20 protein-coding genes and 2 pseudogenes are annotated in these 18,263 nt (G+C 50.4%); 18 read left to right on the top strand and 4 right to left on the bottom strand.

Features of this window, described 5'->3' with window-relative positions; genetic code table 11:
• Positions 1 to 400: 400 nt before the first annotated feature.
• The 12 genes and pseudogenes from ACTQ3A_RS11870 to yaaA all read left to right on the top strand — a co-directional run bounded on the left by ACTQ3A_RS11870 (position 401) and on the right by yaaA (position 10,042).
• Complete coding sequence (locus tag ACTQ3A_RS11870) at positions 401 to 1,132, top strand: class I SAM-dependent methyltransferase (protein ID WP_441494952.1); 732 nt, start codon at positions 401 to 403, stop codon at positions 1,130 to 1,132.
• Positions 1,133 to 1,153: 21 nt separating this feature from the next.
• On the top strand, positions 1,154 to 1,945 hold the full coding sequence (locus tag ACTQ3A_RS11865) for a class I SAM-dependent methyltransferase (protein ID WP_441494951.1): 792 nt from the start codon (positions 1,154 to 1,156) through the stop codon (positions 1,943 to 1,945).
• On the top strand, positions 1,942 to 2,886 hold the full coding sequence (locus ACTQ3A_RS11860) for an ABC transporter permease (protein WP_441494950.1): 945 nt from the start codon (positions 1,942 to 1,944) through the stop codon (positions 2,884 to 2,886). The genes ACTQ3A_RS11865 and ACTQ3A_RS11860 overlap by 4 nt, the downstream gene beginning before the upstream one ends.
• Positions 2,879 to 3,724 (top strand): nickel transporter permease, encoded by an 846-nt coding sequence (gene nikC, locus ACTQ3A_RS11855; RefSeq protein ID WP_441101064.1) that lies wholly within the window; start codon positions 2,879 to 2,881, stop codon positions 3,722 to 3,724. Before ACTQ3A_RS11860 ends, nikC begins: the two co-directional genes overlap by 8 nt.
• Before the next feature lie 4 nt (positions 3,725 to 3,728).
• Complete coding sequence (locus tag ACTQ3A_RS11850; RefSeq protein ID WP_441494949.1) at positions 3,729 to 4,511, top strand: ABC transporter ATP-binding protein; 783 nt, start codon at positions 3,729 to 3,731, stop codon at positions 4,509 to 4,511.
• Position 4,512: 1 nt separating this feature from the next.
• A complete protein-coding gene (locus ACTQ3A_RS11845) occupies positions 4,513 to 5,277 on the top strand; it encodes an ABC transporter ATP-binding protein (RefSeq protein ID WP_441494948.1) in 765 nt (254 codons plus the stop codon).
• 68 nt (positions 5,278 to 5,345) lie between these two features.
• On the top strand, positions 5,346 to 6,941 hold the full coding sequence (locus ACTQ3A_RS11840; protein ID WP_441101067.1) for an ABC transporter substrate-binding protein: 1,596 nt from the start codon (positions 5,346 to 5,348) through the stop codon (positions 6,939 to 6,941).
• A 75-nt stretch (positions 6,942 to 7,016) separates the two neighbouring features.
• Positions 7,017 to 7,631: pseudogene (locus ACTQ3A_RS11835) on the top strand (ATP-binding protein); the annotation flags it as partial.
• 360 nt (positions 7,632 to 7,991) lie between these two features.
• Positions 7,992 to 8,123 carry a hypothetical protein gene (locus ACTQ3A_RS11830; protein ID WP_441495330.1) on the top strand — a complete coding sequence of 44 codons (132 nt, stop codon included), beginning with the start codon at positions 7,992 to 7,994 and terminating at the stop codon, positions 8,121 to 8,123.
• A gap of 38 nt (positions 8,124 to 8,161) precedes the next feature.
• Positions 8,162 to 8,554 (top strand): NUDIX hydrolase, encoded by a 393-nt coding sequence (locus ACTQ3A_RS11825; RefSeq protein WP_441494947.1) that lies wholly within the window; start codon positions 8,162 to 8,164, stop codon positions 8,552 to 8,554.
• Positions 8,555 to 8,795: 241 nt separating this feature from the next.
• Positions 8,796 to 9,251 carry a thioredoxin-dependent thiol peroxidase gene (gene bcp / locus ACTQ3A_RS11820; protein ID WP_279198689.1) on the top strand — a complete coding sequence of 152 codons (456 nt, stop codon included), beginning with the start codon at positions 8,796 to 8,798 and terminating at the stop codon, positions 9,249 to 9,251.
• Positions 9,248 to 10,042 carry a peroxide stress protein YaaA gene (gene yaaA / locus ACTQ3A_RS11815; RefSeq protein WP_441101069.1) on the top strand — a complete coding sequence of 265 codons (795 nt, stop codon included), beginning with the start codon at positions 9,248 to 9,250 and terminating at the stop codon, positions 10,040 to 10,042. The genes bcp and yaaA overlap by 4 nt, the downstream gene beginning before the upstream one ends.
• Before the next feature lie 37 nt (positions 10,043 to 10,079).
• Here yaaA and ACTQ3A_RS11810 read toward each other — a convergent pair whose 3' ends face one another.
• Positions 10,080 to 10,208, bottom strand: coding sequence for a transposase (locus ACTQ3A_RS11810; RefSeq protein ID WP_441494946.1), 129 nt, complete (start codon positions 10,206 to 10,208; stop codon positions 10,080 to 10,082).
• A gap of 100 nt (positions 10,209 to 10,308) precedes the next feature.
• On the opposite strand from ACTQ3A_RS11810, the gene ACTQ3A_RS11805 reads away from it, so the two are divergent.
• Positions 10,309 to 10,881 carry a nitroreductase family protein gene (locus ACTQ3A_RS11805; protein WP_441101071.1) on the top strand — a complete coding sequence of 191 codons (573 nt, stop codon included), beginning with the start codon at positions 10,309 to 10,311 and terminating at the stop codon, positions 10,879 to 10,881.
• A gap of 238 nt (positions 10,882 to 11,119) precedes the next feature.
• Here the strand turns inward: ACTQ3A_RS11805 and ACTQ3A_RS11800 are convergent, their stop codons facing one another.
• Complete coding sequence (locus tag ACTQ3A_RS11800) at positions 11,120 to 12,001, bottom strand: PocR ligand-binding domain-containing protein (RefSeq protein ID WP_441101072.1); 882 nt, start codon at positions 11,999 to 12,001, stop codon at positions 11,120 to 11,122.
• A gap of 110 nt (positions 12,002 to 12,111) precedes the next feature.
• Here ACTQ3A_RS11800 and ACTQ3A_RS11795 point away from each other — a divergent pair.
• Positions 12,112 to 12,546 (top strand): annotated as a pseudogene (locus ACTQ3A_RS11795) (redoxin domain-containing protein); the annotation flags it as partial.
• A gap of 9 nt (positions 12,547 to 12,555) precedes the next feature.
• On the top strand, positions 12,556 to 14,205 hold the full coding sequence (locus ACTQ3A_RS11790; RefSeq protein ID WP_441494945.1) for an FAD-dependent oxidoreductase: 1,650 nt from the start codon (positions 12,556 to 12,558) through the stop codon (positions 14,203 to 14,205).
• Positions 14,206 to 14,297: 92 nt separating this feature from the next.
• On the opposite strand, the gene ACTQ3A_RS11785 is transcribed toward ACTQ3A_RS11790, so the two are convergent.
• Positions 14,298 to 14,498, bottom strand: coding sequence for a helix-turn-helix transcriptional regulator (locus tag ACTQ3A_RS11785; RefSeq protein ID WP_441494944.1), 201 nt, complete (start codon positions 14,496 to 14,498; stop codon positions 14,298 to 14,300).
• 136 nt (positions 14,499 to 14,634) lie between these two features.
• On the bottom strand, positions 14,635 to 15,369 hold the full coding sequence (locus tag ACTQ3A_RS11780) for an XRE family transcriptional regulator (protein WP_441494943.1): 735 nt from the start codon (positions 15,367 to 15,369) through the stop codon (positions 14,635 to 14,637).
• A gap of 316 nt (positions 15,370 to 15,685) precedes the next feature.
• On the opposite strand from ACTQ3A_RS11780, the gene dinB reads away from it, so the two are divergent.
• The 3 genes from dinB (at position 15,686) to ACTQ3A_RS11765 (ending at position 18,143) form a co-directional block, all read left to right on the top strand.
• A complete protein-coding gene (gene dinB / locus ACTQ3A_RS11775; protein WP_441494942.1) occupies positions 15,686 to 17,005 on the top strand; it encodes a DNA polymerase IV in 1,320 nt (439 codons plus the stop codon).
• A 5-nt stretch (positions 17,006 to 17,010) separates the two neighbouring features.
• Positions 17,011 to 17,364 (top strand): hypothetical protein, encoded by a 354-nt coding sequence (locus ACTQ3A_RS11770; protein ID WP_441494941.1) that lies wholly within the window; start codon positions 17,011 to 17,013, stop codon positions 17,362 to 17,364.
• Between the two features lie 215 nt (positions 17,365 to 17,579).
• Positions 17,580 to 18,143, top strand: coding sequence for a LemA family protein (locus ACTQ3A_RS11765; protein WP_441494940.1), 564 nt, complete (start codon positions 17,580 to 17,582; stop codon positions 18,141 to 18,143).
• Positions 18,144 to 18,263: the final 120 nt, after the last annotated feature.

Genomic DNA, 18,263 nt, shown 5'->3' with positions numbered 1-18,263 from the left:
TATCAGCCCACTATCTGAAAGTTCGTGTAAACTATTGAACCGCCGTATACCGAACGGTACGTACGGTGGTGTGGAAGGGGAGGGTAAAATCTCCCCTATCCGATCGAACAGGGAGCCGCAGCCGAATGCGAAGTATTCGTGTGCGGCGAGCGTTGCGATAGCGAGATAAAACTCGCGCAGCGTGTTTTATCTCGTTTTACCTGAGCAGGCAGAGGATTTCTGGCCGCACCGGAAACGAAACCGGTGCGGCCAATTTTGTCGTAAAAATTTCATCCCCCGAGGGGGCTTCTGTAAAAGGAAAATTTTTGTTACACCAATAATACCGGCCGTTAATTCATCAGGCATGAAAAGGGGAAGCCAATGATTGCTTATGGTGAATTGTCGGAGGAAGGATGGAAATATGGATGTGAAAATGGAAGAACGTGTGAAGAAATACTGGACACAGCGTTCCCACGATTTTGGAACCGTGCGTAAGAACGAGCTGGGAAATGAAATGGGGCAAAGGTGGCTCCATGAGATCGAACGGTTCCTGCCGGAGCGGAGAAAGCTGGACATTCTGGACGTGGGCACCGGCGTTGGTTTTTTCGCCGTGCTTCTGGCGGAGCAGGGGCATCGTGTGGAGGGAATTGATCTTACCCCTGCCATGCTGGAGGAAGCCCGGATTCTGGCAAAACAGCGGAATCTCGATATCACTTTCCGGGAAATGGACGCTCAGAATTTGGATTATCCCAATGATTCTTTTGATGTGGTCATCAGCCGGAATCTTACATGGACGCTTCCTGATCCGGACAGCGCCTATGCCGAGTGGTTTAGAGTGTTGAAACCCGACGGGGTGCTTTTGAATTTTGATGCGGACTACGCTTCTCATGTGCGCAGCCACAGCATCCAGAACCGAAAGGTTGCCCCGGACAGCCCGTACGGACATGTGGGCATGACGGATGTCTTACAGAAGGAAAATGACGACATTACGCTTTCGATGGACATTGGGAAATCCCGACCGGCGTGGGATGCGCAGCTTTTGACAAGAACAGGCTTTGTGAAATGTCAGACGGACACACAGGTTGGTCAGCGTCTGTTGGGAGAACTGGATCTGACTGCCGCCCCCATGTTTGGGATTGCAGCTCAGAAATAAGAAATCGGAGGCACTTTTGCCATGAAACAGTTTGCAACCTATGAAGAAGAAAATATCCACTACTGGACAAACAGGACTCCCGGTTACTCCGGGGTCAATCAGGAGGAGCTGGCAACCAGCCAGAAAACGGTATGGCGAGAGCTGATCTCCCTGCGCATTGCCGCCCGGTTTCCCAATACCAACCCGAAGCGGATCCGCGTGCTGGATGTAGGCACCGGCCCGGGTTTCTTCGCCATTATTCTGGCGGAGCTGGGCTATCAGGTGACAGCGGTGGACTATACCGCCTCCATGCTGGAGGAAGCGAAGCGCAACGCAGGGGCGCTGGCGGAGAAGATCGATTTCCGGCAGATGAATGCCGAGGAACTGTCCTTCCGGGCGGCTTCCTTTGATGTGCTGGTGACCCGGAACGTCACATGGAATCTGCCAAACCCGGAGAAAGCCTATGCCCATTGGATGCGGGTGCTGAAACCCGGCGGGCTGCTCCTGAATTTTGACGCTAACTGGTACCGCTACCTCTGGGACGAGAATGACCAGGCAGCACACGCACTGGACAGGAAGAACCTTCAGGATTCAGATGTCCGGGACGAAACTGCCGGAACGGATGTGGATGCCATGGAAGCCATCGCCCGTCAGACCCCGCTTTCCAGGATTCATCGCCCTGCGTGGGATCTGGATGTGCTTCGGGGGATGGGAATGCAGGCAAATGCCGATACGGAAATCTGGAAGCAGGTCTGGACGAGAGAAGAACGGATCAACAATGCCTCCACACCTATGTTCCTGGTGGAGGGCTGTAAAGTGGGGGCTGCAATTTGAAGAAATACGTTTTACGCAGATTCTTACAATTGATACCTGTCCTAATTGGCATCACTTTTCTGTCTTTTGCTATGATGCGCGCGGCCGGCAGCGATGCTATTACCGAGCTCTATGGCGACAAGGGTGCGGTGTCACAGGAGATCATTGACGCGAAGCGGGCGGAGCTTGGTCTGGATAAGCCCTTTCTCGTCCAGTACCTTGCCTGGGTGGGCGGTATGATGCGGGGCGATATGGGCGTGAGCTATATATCCGGGAAGGATGTATTTCAGACGTTTATTTCAAAGCTCCCGGCGACGCTGCTCCTTACTGCGCTGTCTATAGCCATGACGGTGGTCATTTCCATTCCGCTGGGGGTTCTGACGGCGGTGCGCCATGATAAGCTGACAGACTACGTTCTGCGTTTTTTCAGCTTCGTGGGAAATTCCCTTCCCAACTTCTTCGTGGCGCTGCTTCTCATGCAGATTTTCTCCATCAAACTGAGAATATTTCCCGTTATTTCCAAGGGACTGAGTATCCAGAGCGCCATGCTGCCTACCCTGACTCTTGCCATTGCCATGTCTGCCAAGTACATGCGGCAGGTGCGGGCTGCGGTGCTGGAGGAACTGAACAAGGATTACGTCATCGGCGCAAAGGCGAGAGGTGTCCGCAGTTCCGTTATCCTCTGGAAAAGCGTGCTGAAATCCTCCATGCTCACCATCATCACGCTGCTGGCTCTGTCCATCGGAAGTCTTCTGGGCGGTACGGCGATTATTGAGAGTATTTTTATGTGGGATGGCGTGGGGAAGCTGGCGGTGGATGCCATCACCATGCGTGACTATCCCATGATTCAGGCTTATGTGGTCTGGATGGCAATCATCTACGTATTGGTCAATCTGATCACAGACCTGCTTTACCATGCCCTTGATCCGAGAATCCGACTGGGGGTGCGTGCGGATGCGTGAAGTTACCATACGGAAGCAGAAAATCAAAAAAGGCAGCGTAAAAATACGTCTTATCGTCTTCGGCACACTCGCTGCGCTGTTAATTGTCTGCTCCCTTTTCTCGGAGTATCTCGCTCCCTATGACCCTTATTTGCAGAATTTGAGCATCGCCAAACAGCCGCCCTGTGCGGAGCATCTTCTGGGCACGGACCGCTACGGACGGGATATGCTGTCCCGGGTTATAGTGGGCAGCCGAACCAGTATTTTTTCCACCCTTTTGCTGGTTGCGATCATCACCGCTTTAGGAACCGCTGTGGGCGTGGTCTGCGGCTGGTACGGCAAAGCATTGGATACTGTGCTTATGCGGATTTCCGATCTGTTTCTTGCTTTCCCCGGACTGGTGTTCGCACTGGCGGTAGCGGGTGTGCTGGGAGGTGGATTACAAAATGCCATTATCGCTCTGGCGGTGATTTCCTGGCCCAAATATGCCCGGATCGCCCGGAGCCAGACCCTTGCCCGGAAGGAAACAGTCTGGATGAAGGCGGCAAAGCTCTCCGGCAGCAGCACGGGCAAGATCATTTTCAAGCACATCCTTCCCAACATCATCGGTCCGATTCTGGTGACGTCCGTGCTGGATATTGGCACCATGATGATCGAGCTGGCGGCACTGAGTTTCTTAGGGCTGGGTGCGAAACCGCCCATTGCGGAGTGGGGAAGCATGATGAGCGACACCCGGGGCCTGATGACCACCTCTCCCTGGATTACCTTTTCTCCCGGTATCGCGATCTTCCTTTCTGTTATGATTTTCAACCTGCTGGGCGACACAATCCGGGACTACGCAGATCCCAAGGGGAGGTAACGGTATGGCAGAATTGTTGCGATATGACCATGTAGGTATCTCCTATAATGGCTTTCTGGCTGTAAAGGATGTGAGCTTCACCCTGGAGCCCGGTGAAATCCTTGGCATAGCAGGCGAAAGCGGCTGTGGAAAATCCACCCTGATTAAAGCTGCCATGGGTCTGCTGGGCGATGACGGAATGGTGACCCGGGGCGACATCTGGTACAAGGGAAAAAATCTTCCTGATCTGCCCGCTAAAGAACTTCGCAAACTCAACGGACCGGAATTGGGCATGATCTTCCAGAGCGCGGGCAGCTCCTTCTGTCCCATCCGCACCATCGGCGCACAGCTTTACGAGACGATGACCGAGCATGGAATGATTTCAAAACAAGAATTCCACCAGCGCGCCATAGAGCTGATGGGAAAGCTGGGATTTGAAGACGTAGAACGGGTGCTGGAGAGCTTCCCCTTTGAGCTGTCCGGCGGAATGCAGCAGCGGGTGGGTATTGCGGCGGCAATGCTCTTAAATCCCGGCATATTGTTCGCGGACGAGCCGACTTCCGCGCTGGATGTGTCGGTGCAAAAACAGGTATTGGACGAGATACTGCTGGTGCGAAAGACTTACGGTACGGCCATGATTTTGGTGACCCACAACATAGGGGTTATCAGGGCCATGGCAGATAAGATACTGGTGATGAAGAACGGGGAAGCCGTAGAGTATGGCGACACCCGTCAGGTACTTGGGAGCCCACAGGCAGAATATACCCGACAGCTTCTTTCCGCAGTGCCGAGACTACGGAGGAAATGAGATGGAACCGATTTTAAAAGTTGAAAATCTCACAAAGATCTTTTCCCGCAGCGGGCAGGAGAATTTCACCGCGGTCAGCGGCATTTGCTTTGACCTCCGTCCTGGTGAGTGCTTAGGTATTATCGGTGAAAGCGGAAGCGGCAAGACGACTGCAGTGAATTTGATCACCAGGCTGCTGGATGTCACAGAAGGGAGGATTCTGCTGGAGGGTGCGGAGATTACCCATCTGAAAGGCAAGGAACTTCGTAAGGTCTACCGGAAAATGCAGATGGTGTTCCAGACTCCCACAGATTCCTTTGACCCTCGCCGGACTCTGGGCGACGGCATTGGGGAGAGTCTGCGGAATATCGGAATGTCCCGTAAGGAAACACGCAAGGAAGTGGAGCGGCTTCTGGGGAAGTGCGGGCTTTCTGCTGACTTTGCGGATCGCTATCCCCATCAGGTCAGCGGAGGACAATGCCAGAGAGCGGCCATCGCCCGAGCTCTTGCTGTGAAGCCGGGGATTCTCATCTGTGATGAAGCCACCTCCGCGCTGGATGTGACTGTTCAGAAGGAAATATTGGAACTGCTGAATGAGCTTCGTTCCCAACAGGGAAACAGCCTGTCCATCCTGTTCATCTGCCACGACATCTCTCTTGTGCAGCAGTTCTGTGACCGGGTGCTGGTGATGTATCACGGCGGCATTGTGGAGGAGGGTACCCCCAACGAGGTCATTCAACATCCCAGGAATGCTTACACGCAACGTTTGATCGACAGTGTTCTGTAATATCATCCATTGGTACCGGTCCGGTTGACTGGCTTCCATATATTGCACTTGAAGAAAGGAACTATAAAATGAAAAAGCCGTTTTCCCTGATTATGGCTGCCTGTCTTGTCGTTTCTCTGCTGACTGGCTGCGGCAGTAGCGCTCCGGCGCAGGCACCTGCTGCTGACAGTGGCAGCAATGCTTCCTGGCAGAAAGCCTCCGCAGACAGGAAAGTTATGACCATCGGCGACACCACCTTCAACTCTGAAAACTGGGAGGAAACCGTCGATCCTCATCGCACCTACAACGGCTGGGCCTGCATCCGCTATGGTATCGGTGAGACGCTGGTGCATTACACCGACACCATGGAGCTGGAACCCTGGCTGGCAAAGTCATGGGAAAATGACGGTAACTGCACCTGGACCATAACCTTGCAGGATAACGTTACCTTCTCCAACGGACGGAAAATGGACGGCAATGCGGTGAAGCAGTGCCTTGAACATTTACTTGCGAACCACGATCGCGCTCCCAGCGACACAAAGATCACGGATATCAAGGCGGACGGTCAGGTATTGACCATTATCACCAGCGAACCCAACCCCGCCCTTATGAACTATCTTGGCGATCCCTACGGCTGCATCATCGATGTGGATGCCAGCGACTTTGATAAAGGAATCGTTATTGGCACCGGTCCCTATGTGGTGAAGGATATGGTCACGGACGATCACCTGACACTGACCAAGAACGAAAACTACTGGAACGGCACCCCCAAGATCGACGAGCTGACCATTCGCACTCTGTCCGACGGCGATACCCTGTCCGCCGCTTTACAGGCTGGAGACATCGACGCCGCCTACGGTATGGCATACGAGGCTTACCCCAATTTTGAAAACGACGACTATCAGTTCTCCTCCATTCAGACCTCACGGGCGTTTTTTGCCTCCATGAACATGACCAGCCCCATCATTCAGGACGCGGCCGTTCGGAAAGCCATTGCCATGGGCATCAACAAGGAAGGCTTTGTGAAGACCTTGCTGGATGGCCACGGCGTTCCCGCCAATGGCGCATTCCCCAACGGCTTCTCAAATTTTGGCGGGGAGAAGGTTACTACAGAAAACTACGATCCTGAAGGAGCAAAGGAAGTTCTGGAAAAAGCCGGCTGGGTGGACAACGACGGCGACGGCATCCGGGAGAAGGACGGCGTGAAGCTGTCCATTCGATGGCTGACCTATCCCAGCCGTCAGGAGCTGCCTCTGCTTGCCGAATCTGTTCAGGCTGCCCTGAAGGAGATCGGCATGGATGTGGACATCAACTGTACTGCCAACCGTCGGGAGTTCCTTGCTGATATGAACAGCTGGGACATTTATGCCTCCGCTCTGGTCACCGCCCCGTCCGGTGATCCTCAGTATTTCTTTACCACCAGCTGCATGCCCGGTATGAGCTACAACTTTGGCGCCTATGAGAACAAGGAAGTCAGTGCTATGATTGAAGAATTGTCAACCGAGTTCGACACCGCCAAACGGGGTGAGCTGGCCGTACGCCTGCAGCAGGCGATTCTCGATGACAACGCCTTTGTCTTCTGCTCCTTTCTGCAAATGAACATGATTTCCAAGAGCAATGTGACGGGTTATACCGCTCACGCCAGCGATTACTATCAGGTCACTGCGGATCTGGATATCAACTAATTGCGTTTCGTTTGCAGGTGGTGCAAAACGTCAATTTATATAAGATGGACAAAAATGCGGAATCCGCATTTTTGTATCATTATATTTCTGTCCTCTTCCATCGGCTCTCTGACGAATCCAAGCAAGCTGTGTGCAACTTTTAAGAGCGTAAAACATACGACTATCAGTAAGATGACGATCAAACGCTATATCGATTATCTTGAAGACGCTTTCCTGATTGACAGTGCAATTCGCTACGATATAAAAGGTAAGAAATATATTGATACACCATCCAAGTATTATTTCACGGACCTGGGTCTTCGAAATGCCAGATTAAATTTCCGACAGGTCGAAGAAACACACGCGATGGAGAATATCATTTTCAACGAACTGAAAGTCAGAGGATATAACGTCGATGTAGGCGTCGTTGTGATGAATGAAACAGATCAGACAGGTAAAAAAATAAGAAAGCAACTAGAGATTGATTTTGTCTGCAATAAAGGTTCCAAACGTTACTATATTCAGTCGGCATTTGCTATGCATGATGAAAAGAAAATGCAGCAGGAACAACGCTCTCTGGTCAATACAGGCGATGGGTTCAAGAAAATCATAATCACAAAAGATGCCATAGCACCGCTTTACAATGAAGAAGGTGTGTTGGTGATGAGTGTTTTTGACTTCCTGTTGAATCCTGACAGCATGGATTTATAATCAGGCGAAACAAAGCGAGAGTCATAGTCCCGGATTGGTCAACAAAAACCTTCATGTCAGAAATTCTGACACGAAAGTGTTCGGTATTTCCCGTTCGGTCTCTTATAATCAGATATGAAGGTATTTCGCATAATTGGGTTCATATTTCTGTTGATATTCCGAATCATCCTTCTTCCAGTTCGCGCTCTGGTTAGTCTGCTCAGATGGCAGACGATCATGTGGATGCTTCAATTCATGACAGAACTACCGGAATTACGGTGGAGTGTAATTTGACAGATATGCTGAAAGAGGTTCAGAGAGGAGGCAGTTTCGACGATATTGTTTCTCCCGCAGAAAGAGCTGAGCGATGTAGTGCGGAAGATGATCCGGGCAACAAAGGATGACGGCTACATGTATACTTCATTTACGTACGGAGAATTCCATGGATATAGAAACGGAAGATATTTTACAGATTTTACAAGTGAAGGTTTTGCGAAATTCATGATACAATAAGATCCATGAGAAATGGACATTGTTATGGGGGAATTCACATGATTGATAAGATCGCATATCTATATTTGTCAGATGGAAAAATTTTAAGCTCAAGGTCGAAGGGCAAGGACACATGGTATATTCCGGGAGGAAAACGTGAGGGCACCGAGACGGATATAGAAACGTTGGTTAGAGAAATCAAGGAAGAGTTGTCAGTGAACATCAAGCCTGAAACAGCAAAACTCTACGGAGTATTTGAAGCACAGGCCCATGGACATGCCGAGGGAGTAGTTGTTCGCATGACTTGTTACACGGCAGAATTCAAGGGAGAATTAAAAGCATCTTCAGAAATAGAAGAACTGCGATGGTTGACCAGTTCTGATCAAGACATAATTTCTCCGGTTGATAAGTTGATTTTTTCAGATTTGAAATCAAAAGGATTACTTATGTAACCATCGAGATGCGCAGGCGGTCAATGACTGCGAACTCGGGTAATGGAAAATCCCTCCGACAAGAATCAGAACGGAGGGATTTTCAGCGGCAAATATAGTGGTGAACAGGCGACAGATAACTTGGAATTTCGCTTTAATGCCGGATCATTTTTCCTTTCATGTGGATTCCTGGCTGGCCAGGGCAGATAGGCAGTTTCAGGAGCAGTAAGCTGACTTTATTATGCAATAGGAGGAATGTAAGATGTTGAATATTGGAACAGAAGCACCGGATTTTACTCTGCCGGACCAGAATGGAGAGATGCACAGCCTTTCGGACTATCGTGGAGAGAAGGTAATTCTGTATTTTTACCCGAAAGATATGACGGCAGGCTGTACCAGGCAGGCCTGCGGGTTTGGCGAGCTGTATCCGCAGTTTCGGGAGAAGGGCGCCGTCGTTCTCGGCGTCAGCAAGGACAGTGTTGCTTCGCATAAGAAATTTGAGGAGAAGTACGGCCTGCCGTTCACTCTGCTTTCGGACCCCGAAAAAGAAGTGATCCAGGCGTACGATGTCTGGAAAGAGAAGAAGAACTACGGCAAGGTCTCGATGGGTGTTGTCCGGACGACCTACTTGATCGATGAGAATGGCATCATTGTGAAAGCCTTCGGTAAGGTGAAGGCTGCCGACAATCCTGCACAGATGCTGGACGAATTGTCATGAGGATCATCATCTCTCCGGCGAAGCAGATGCGGGTGGACACGGATTCCTTTACGTGTACAGAGCTTCCGCCGTTTCTTGAGAAAACAGAAAGACTAATGGTCTGGATCAGGGGTCTTTCCTATGAGCAGCAGAAGGTACTTTGGACCTGTAACGATAAGATCGCCCTTCAGAACTCCGAGCGGTTTCATCATATGGATCTGCGGCAGAATCTTACGCCTGCGATTCTTGCTTATGACGGGATTCAGTACACTTATATGGCACCTGCTGTATTCGAAGATGGTCAGTATGCGTATGTACAGGAGCATCTGCGCATCCTGTCCGGCTTTTATGGTGTCATAAAGCCTCTGGACGGTGTGGTACCGTACCGTTTGGAAATGAAGGCAAAGGTATCATTTGACCAATATAAGAATCTGTATGACTTCTGGGGTGACAGTCTTTATCGGGAAGTGCGGGACGAGAGCGGGATCATCATTAATCTGGCTTCGAAGGAATATTCCAGGTGCCTGGAAAAATATCTGAAGCCTGAGGACCGGTTTATTACCTGTGTTTTCGGTGAGCCGGAGGGAGGCAAGATTGTCCAGAAGGGCGTATATGCTAAAATGGCCAGGGGCGAAATGGTTCGATTTATGGCAGGCATCCATGCCGAAGCCCCGGAGCAGATGAAAGCATTTAACTGGAGCGGCTACCATTTTGATCCTGACCGCTCGTCGGATACAGAATTTGTTTTCGTGCGCACAGAAATTCCCGGAAAGAAAGCAGCTAAGAACCATGCAGCTGACAGGGGACACTAGAAATATATCGAAGAGATGCAAACTGTTACCGGATGTTTTACAAATAGACCATACCCAGCATGTTCTGGATGCTGCAAAATCCATATGTCTTCCGGATGATCAGCTTGATCTTGTTGTTGGTTGCTTCGCTCCTTGCGTGGCTCCTGCCAAGCCGTATGGTGTTCAATCTATGGCAAAATACGAGACAAAAGGAAAACGGAAACAGCCTGACGGAAAAAATGGAAAGCCCGTATCGGGTCAATCCTTTACGGAGAAAAGAGGTTAAAATGAGTATACGTGAATCACTGAAGGAAAGAAGAACCGTTTATGCACTGAAAAAAGAGCTTCCCGTATCTGCAGATGAGATAAAAAAACTTGTCGCGGAAACGACGGAACTTGTGCCGGATGCGTTTAATATGCACAGCCAGAGAGTCGTGCTTGTGCTGGGTGAGAAACAGGACAAGCTTTGGGACAGAATTTATGATGTATTTGAAGGAAAGGTGCCGAGGGAGAAAATAGATGGATTCCGCGCGGGAGCCGGAACCGTTCTGTTCTTTTATGATGAGGCGGTGGTAAAGGGCTTGCAGGAGCAGTTCCCTCTCTATGCGCCCAATTTCCCGGTATGGGCAAATCAATCCAATGGTATGCTGCAGCTGGCTGTATGGGCGGGTCTCAGAGAACTGGGAGTAGGAGCTAATATCCAGCATTACAATCCGGTTATTGATGATGCTGTGCGCGAGATGTTCCATCTGCCGGACAGCTATAAGCTGGTTGCGCAGATGCCTTTCGGTGGTATTGCGGAACTTCCGGGGCCCAAGGATCCGGAAGATATTTCAAAGAGAGTATTTTTTGAAGAATAAAAATCCGGTGAAGATGCGGAGAATCGGTTACCCTGTACTTTGCTGACATTTAATCTTTAATAAAAGCGGGCTTTTTTCGAAAGAGGTCAAAAGATCTTTCGAAAACAGCCCGCTATTTTGTTATTTGTTTTGAAGGTTTTGCCGGAATGGAATCTCTGCTCCTCTTCCCGGCGTCCGCATTCAAGAGACAAATCCTGACATGGGCTGCATCAGGGCGCTCGGAAGCAGCGTGGAAAAATTAATGATTTTGCAGGCGATTTGATGTGAAAATGGATTGATATTTTTTGGGTGATACACCTGCGGTACGTTTGAACACAGTAATGAAATAGTTATAATCCTTATATCCACACTGAGAGGCGATTTCAGCCAGAGGAAGACTTCTGTCTTCCAGAAGCTGTTTCGCCTTTTCCATTCTTAAGATCCGGATATGTTCTGCAATCCCTGTACCATAATTCTGTTTTGCAATCTCATATAATTGCGTTCTGCCAATTCCAAATTTCTCAGCGATATCCTTAGCCGTCAGGTCTTCCAGAAAATGAGCCTGAATATATTCGTCAATTTGTACGGGAAGTTCCTGCTTGCGCAGGCTCGCCATGCGCTCCAGACAGAGGTAACTTGCAACTGCCTCGAGAATGTGGGAGGCAGAGGTAATATAAGCCTCTGAGTGAAGCGGCATGGAAAAGCACTCTTTTTTCAGAAGTTCTTTATCCACCTTGTAATTCCTGCACTGTTCTTCGATTATTTTCCATCCCGTTTCATGGGAGGGATAAGCAAACACATGACCAAACAGAAGGTAGCCGATGATAATGTTTCCGAGATATAGCGGTGTGATGCTTTCCGTGAGGCCCGCATGGCAGCGGTAGGTGTATGGGGATCGCTGCTTCGCGGCGCGCAGGCAGGCTTGTCTGTCACATTTTTTACAGTTCTCATATCCTTCTTTATCCGTGCGGATGATCTGGCAGAACGGCGCAATGTGCTCCGGGTAGGAGGCCAGCTCTGTAAACTGATCATCAAAGACGGTAATACGGATTGGCGTGAGCCGGTAAAAATCCTGGAGAAGGGAATTCAGCTTTGTCCGATTGAAAGTAGAAATCATGCTTTCCTTAACCTCGCTTTTCATAACAGATATCATTTATCAATTGAATATTTTGGATATCGGCGAACTTATTTTATTATATCAGCGAACAAATTCAAAGTAAAATGAACAGACTTCTATATAAAACCGGCGCCGGTTTTGTCTGCCCGACGGAACTTGAGGACCTTGAAAACAGATATGCGGATTTTAAGGCGGCTGGCTGCGAAATCTATTCTGTTTCCTGCGATACCCATTTTGTACATAAGGCATGGCACGATCATTCTGAGCGAATCGGAAAAATCACCTATCCAATGCTGGCGGATCCGACGCATGCTCTTGCGAAGGATTTTGATGTATTGATTGAAGCGGATGGAATGGCAGAGCGTGGCAGTTTTATCGTCAATCCGGAGGGAAAAATCGTTGTCTATGAGGTAAATGCCGGTAATGTCGGACGTAATGCGGATGAACTTCTCCGCCGTCTGCAGGCGAGCCAGTTTGTTGCGGAGCACGGAGATCAGGTATGCCCCGCAAAATGGCAGCCGGGAGCGAAGACTCTCAAACCGACCCTTGACCTGGTTGGAGCATTGTAAAGGAGGCGGATGCCTGTGGAAAAGAATAACTTTTATGATGCGGTTGTAATCGGCGGAGGGCCTGCGGGCCTGACCGCCGGCCTTTATCTGGCACGTGCCTGCTATCGGGTTCTTGTAGTGGAAAAAGAGACCTTCGGCGGACAGATCACGATAACGTCAGAGGTCGTTAATTTTCCGGGAAGCGGACCGGTAAGCGGAAGGGAACTGACAGAGCGCATGCGAAAACAGGCGGAGGCCTTTGGATGTGAGTTCATGAGCGCGGAAGTGACATCTCTCGATTTTTCAAGCGAGATCCGCAAGGTGGAGACGGATAAGGGAACGCTGGAATGTCTTGGTGTAATTCTGGCCACGGGTGCGCACCCGAGAATGATCGGCTTCCGTGGTGAAGCTGAGTACAAGGGACATGGTGTCGCATACTGTGCGACATGCGATGGTGAATTCTTCAGCGGGAAGGAGATCTTCGTGATTGGAGGCGGCTTTGCTGCCGCAGAAGAATCTGTATTCCTGACTAAATACGCTTCGCATGTAACAATATTGATCCGTGAGGATGATTTTACCTGCGCAAAATCTGCAGCGGATACGGCACGCAGCAACAACAAGATCACCGTCCTCACAAATACGGAAGTGGAAAGCGTGACGGGAGATTCGGTTCTGCGAACCATCAGCTGGAAGAATATAAAAAACGGTAAAAGAACGGTCTACACGCCGGAAAACGGGGATATCTTCGGTGTGTTTGTGTTTGCCGGATACCTGCCGTCCACAGAATTAATCCGGAATTTTGCCGAACTCAATGAACAGGGATATGTCATAACTGACAGAAACCAGAAAACGAGTGTAGAAGGTCTGTATGCGGCGGGAGATGTCTGCATCAAACCCCTGCGGCAGGTTGTGACGGCTACCGGAGATGGTGCTCTGGCAGCAACCGAGCTTGAGAAGTATATCTCAGTCATGCAGCAGAAAACCGGAAGAAAGGCAGAACGCCCGGCGGCAAGAGCCTCCGTGCATAAGGTTGTCGATTCCGGCACAGATTCCGGGAAAGGCAGCGGGGTTTCAAGGCAGACTGGACTTTTATCCGATGAGATCAGACAGCAGCTTTCAAGTGTCTTTGCCAAAATGGAGAAACCACTGATTCTGGAGCTCCATTCAGACAATCGTCCGGTTTCTGAAGAGGTGAAATCCTATATGGACGAGCTTGCAGGTCAGACGGATAAGCTGTCGGTGATCGTATCGGATGAAAAATCAGAAGACACCCCGTTTGTCCGGATTCTGCAGGAGGATCATTCCCCGACCGGTCTTGCATTCCATGGCGTGCCGGGCGGACATGAGTTCACCTCTTTTGTTCTCGGGCTCTACAATGCATCCGGGCCGGGACAGGCAATCGATCCGGAGCTTCGGGAAAAGATCGCCGGGATAAAACGTGACATACACATGCAGATCCTGGTGTCTCTCTCCTGCACCATGTGCCCGGAACTGGTAACTGCTGCGCAGCGGATCGCGTCGCTTAACCCGCTTGTCAGTGCCGAAGTGTATGATCTCAATCACTTCGGAGAGTTAAAGCAAAAATATAATGTGATGAGCGTCCCCTGCCTTGTCATAAATGGTGGAGAGAAGATTCTCTTCGGTAAGAAAAACATTCCGCAGCTGCTGAATGAGCTGTAGAAATCGTTCTTTGAGAGTGCTTTGTCGGGCAGCTGCTGTGCCCCGGTTCCAGCGGTGCACAGGCTGTCCGGGCTCTATTCCATGTCCGGGCCCTATTCCATAGGAAACAACTCCTTTACACTCCGCTGATAATAGTCCGAGAGACGCATAGCGGTATAGACATTCGGGCATTGTGTTCCGTTTTCATACCGGTAGAGCGTTTTGGGGTCAAGCTGGAGATCCTCAGCGGCCCTGGTTCGGGAAAGACCGGTGGATTTTCGGACTTCCAACAGGTTGTTCGGTTTTTTGAGCATAATGCAACACCTCATTCTTGAAATTCTGACGGATTTATCCTTTTGGCAGAGTGCCGCATCCATAGCATGTGAAGCGGCACATGCATGCGGATGAATGCTGAAACGGACCCGGCTTTTCCCCTTTCGGTGTGTCATGTTACCGGATGGCACGGCAGACCCTTCCGAAGATGCGGAAGGAATCACGGTCAAGATGAACCGGAATCGGCTCGTACTTCTGGTTCAGGGAAATCAGGAAGGTCCCCTCATCGTCGTTCTTCAGCTTCTTGATATAGGCATTGTCGTTCAGCGAGAAGATCCCGATTTCTCCATCCGTCAGCGTTTCCTGCCGGTGCACGTAAACCATGTCGTGATCGTGGAAAACCGGTTCCATACTATCCCCGTGGATCGTAACGGCAAAGTCGGCATCCCCCGCTTCCGTGGCGGGTACCTCGATGGTCGTGTAATAATCGGAATCGAGAAAATCTCCGCGACCGGCGGACACCCTTGCATCGTAGAGGCGCAGCCGGATCATGGAAAGGCTGTCGGAAGGAGCCGACGGGTACGGTATTACATTTGATTTCCTGGCGTAGCTGACCGGATGAGTCAGAAGATCAATGTAGGAGAGCGCCTTCTGCTTTCCCTCGTCGTTCAGCATGGTCAGCGGGTTATTCGGGTTGCTGCCGAAGTATTCCTCGAGACAGTCCGGAATCTTCAGGATCCGGCACACATGCAGGAAAATCCGCGCGGAGATCTCATTCCTTCCGGTTTCCCAGGCGGAAACACTTTTGGAGCTTACATCGATGCCGTCTTCCTGAAGTCTGTCCGCAAGTTCAATCTGTGACATGTGCGCTTTCTTCCGGTAGGAAGTAATGATTGCGCCGATATTCTCCATGTTACACCTCTTTCTTTTGCTTTCCCGGTTCTGAAATCTGTCAGTTTATCGCGGAGACTGCCGACAGACAGTCTGTTTCTTATGTCTGCATAGTATCACCATTCCTCACAAATAGCAAGCAAAAATCTATCCACAAAAGAAAAACGGGCCGAAACGACCATTTATTTCCGCTCAAAATAGTGCTATATTGGCTGTGCAGGGCAACAGGTATGCCGTTATATTGGATGTACAGAGAAAAAGCGATGCTATTATACGGATCGGTGGTTTTTTTTTCCGGTAACAGGACCGGGAAAAGACAGGGGGGGAGTGAGAAAAGGTGTCAGATCGGATTATTCTGCATGTGGACTGCAATTGTTTTTACGCATCAGTGGAGATGCTGTATCATCCGGAGCTTGCCGGAAAGCCGCTGGCCGTCGGAGGGGATCCGGAGGAGCGGCACGGCATTGTCCTTACCGCAAACTACATCGCGAAGCGGCAGGGAGTGAAGACCGGCATGGCGCTCTGGCAGGCGAGGCAGTGCTGCCCGAATCTTGTCTTTGTTCCGCCGAGAATGTATCTCTATCTCCGTTTTTCCCGGATGGCGAGAGCTATTTATCAGGAATACTCCGACAAGGTGGAGAGTTTTGGACTGGATGAATGCTGGATCGATCTGACAGAGAGCTGTGCGATTTTGGGAGATCACACGAGGACGATTGAAAACGGATACCGGATTGCTCAGGAGATAAGCAGAAGGATTCGCAGGGAACTTGGCATCACGGTCAGCATCGGCGTCTCCTGGAACAAGATTTACGCGAAGCTCGGCAGCGACTACAAGAAGCCGGATGCCATTACGGTTTTTGACCGTGATAATTACAGGAAGCTGATCGATCCTCTCCCGGTGTCGGATCTCCTGTATGTCGGGAGAAGGACCGGTCAGAAGCTTGCAAAGTATGGCATACGCACGATCGGACAGCTTGCAGAAGCAGATCCGCATTATCTTCAGAACTGGTTTGGAAAGATCGGCGCAATGCTTTCCGTATTTGCCCGGGGGCAGGATCAGACGCCGGTGAACAATGTCGGGATCGAGGCACCGGTCAAGAGCGTCGGGAACAGCACAACCACGCCCCGTGATCTCGTGAATAATGAAGATGTCCGGCTGGTACTGTATCTGTTATCAGAGAGCGTATCGGAGCGGCTCCGGAAGAATCATTTTGAGGGACAGGTGGTTTCCGTTTACGTTCGGGATAAGGATCTATGGGGATACCATCAGCAGAAAAAGCTGGCGGTGCCCACCAATATCTCCGGGGAGATAGAGGAGGAGGCTTTTTTGATTTTCCAGCGCCTGTACCGCTGGGAGAAGCCGATCCGGAGTATCGGAATCAGCGTCGGTGATCTGAAACCGGAGAACGGGCCGCGGCAGCTTTCTCTGTTTGTGAACGAGAAATCCCGTGAACGGCAGATGCGGGCGGACCGCATGGTCTCCGATATCCGCAGCCGCTATGGATATGCCGCGGTGCAGCGGGGAATCATGCACGAGGACCGGTATTTGTCTTCACTGGATGCGACTGCAGAGGACCACATGATTCATCCGCATTCGTATTTTGAGAACGGGAACCGGACCGGATATGAGGCCGTTCTTGTCGCGGAAGGCAGGTGATCAGAGTGGGTGTTTATGATTATCATCATGATTCGGGGCGTTCGGACCGTCCGGAGGCACGCTGTGACGTGCCGCTTGCGGAAAATGTGCAGGAAACGTCCGACGTCAGCCCATACAAAGCATACGTTGAGGTTATCGCGGATTTTTCCTCTGACGGGAGAATGAAACCGCTCCGCATCATATGGGAGGACGGTCACAGATACGATATTGACAGTATTCTCCGTGTGGACCGGTGTGCCAGTCTCAAGGCGGGAGGCGCGGGGATCCGGTATGTCTGCCGGATTCTCGGACAGAGAGTTGAATTGTATTACGAGGAGAACGGATTCTGGTTTGTGAACCGGAAGACTCCGGGGGTATAGAAAGGTTTTCCGGACTGAGGAAGAGTCCTCTGTCTCTGAATTGGCCCGAATGTCAGGGGGGAATGATATTGGACTTATCAGGGAAAAGGATATTGGGCTATTTCAGGTTGCCTTTTTCTGCCGCTTTCCATTATAATCAGAAGGTAAGCGTATATAATGAAAGACGGCAGAAAACTACAGGACAGATGTGAAAATAAAATACGGGAGGGAATTGCATGATTGCCTGGATTGTCATTGGTGTGCTTGTATTGATTGTATTAATTATCGTGATCTTTCTGATTGGCACGTATAACGGGCTGGTAAAGAGCAGAAACCAGGTGGAGGAAGCGTTTTCCACCATGGATGTATATCTGAAGAAGAGATATGACCTGATTCCAAATCTCGTTGAGACGGTCAAGGGCTATGCGGCGCATGAGAAGGCAACGCTGGAAAAGGTGATCCAGGCCAGAAACACAGCCGCTCGGGCGAAGGATGCGGCAGATGTCATTCGAAGCAATGAAGCATTGGGCCAGAGTCTGCGCGGTATTTTCGCTATTGCGGAGAATTATCCGGATCTTAAGGCCAATGCGAATTTTATGGAGCTGCAGCAGCAGCTCCGGCAGGTGGAGGAGGATATCGCCAACGCCCGCAAGTATTATAACGGATGTGTAAAGCTTTATAATGATAAGACGATGATGTTCCCGTCCAACCTTGTAGCGGGAATGTTCGGTTTCCGGAAGGCTTCTATGTACGAGGTAGGAGATACCGCGGAGCGTGAGAATGTGAAGGTTTCTTTCTGAGGCGCTGATTGATATGGCATTGCGACAGTGCGGCAGCCTGTTTACTGTGGCATCGCGACAGTGCGGCAGCCTGCTTACTGTGGCATCGCGACAGTGCGGAAACCTGCTTACTGTGGCATG

Source organism: Bilifractor sp. LCP21S3_F8, assembly GCF_052117805.1.
Taxonomy (GTDB): Bacteria; Bacillota; Clostridia; order Lachnospirales; family Lachnospiraceae; genus Bilifractor.
The sequence above is the reverse complement of the archived record's forward strand: the minus strand, read 5'-3'. Positions and strand labels throughout refer to the sequence as shown.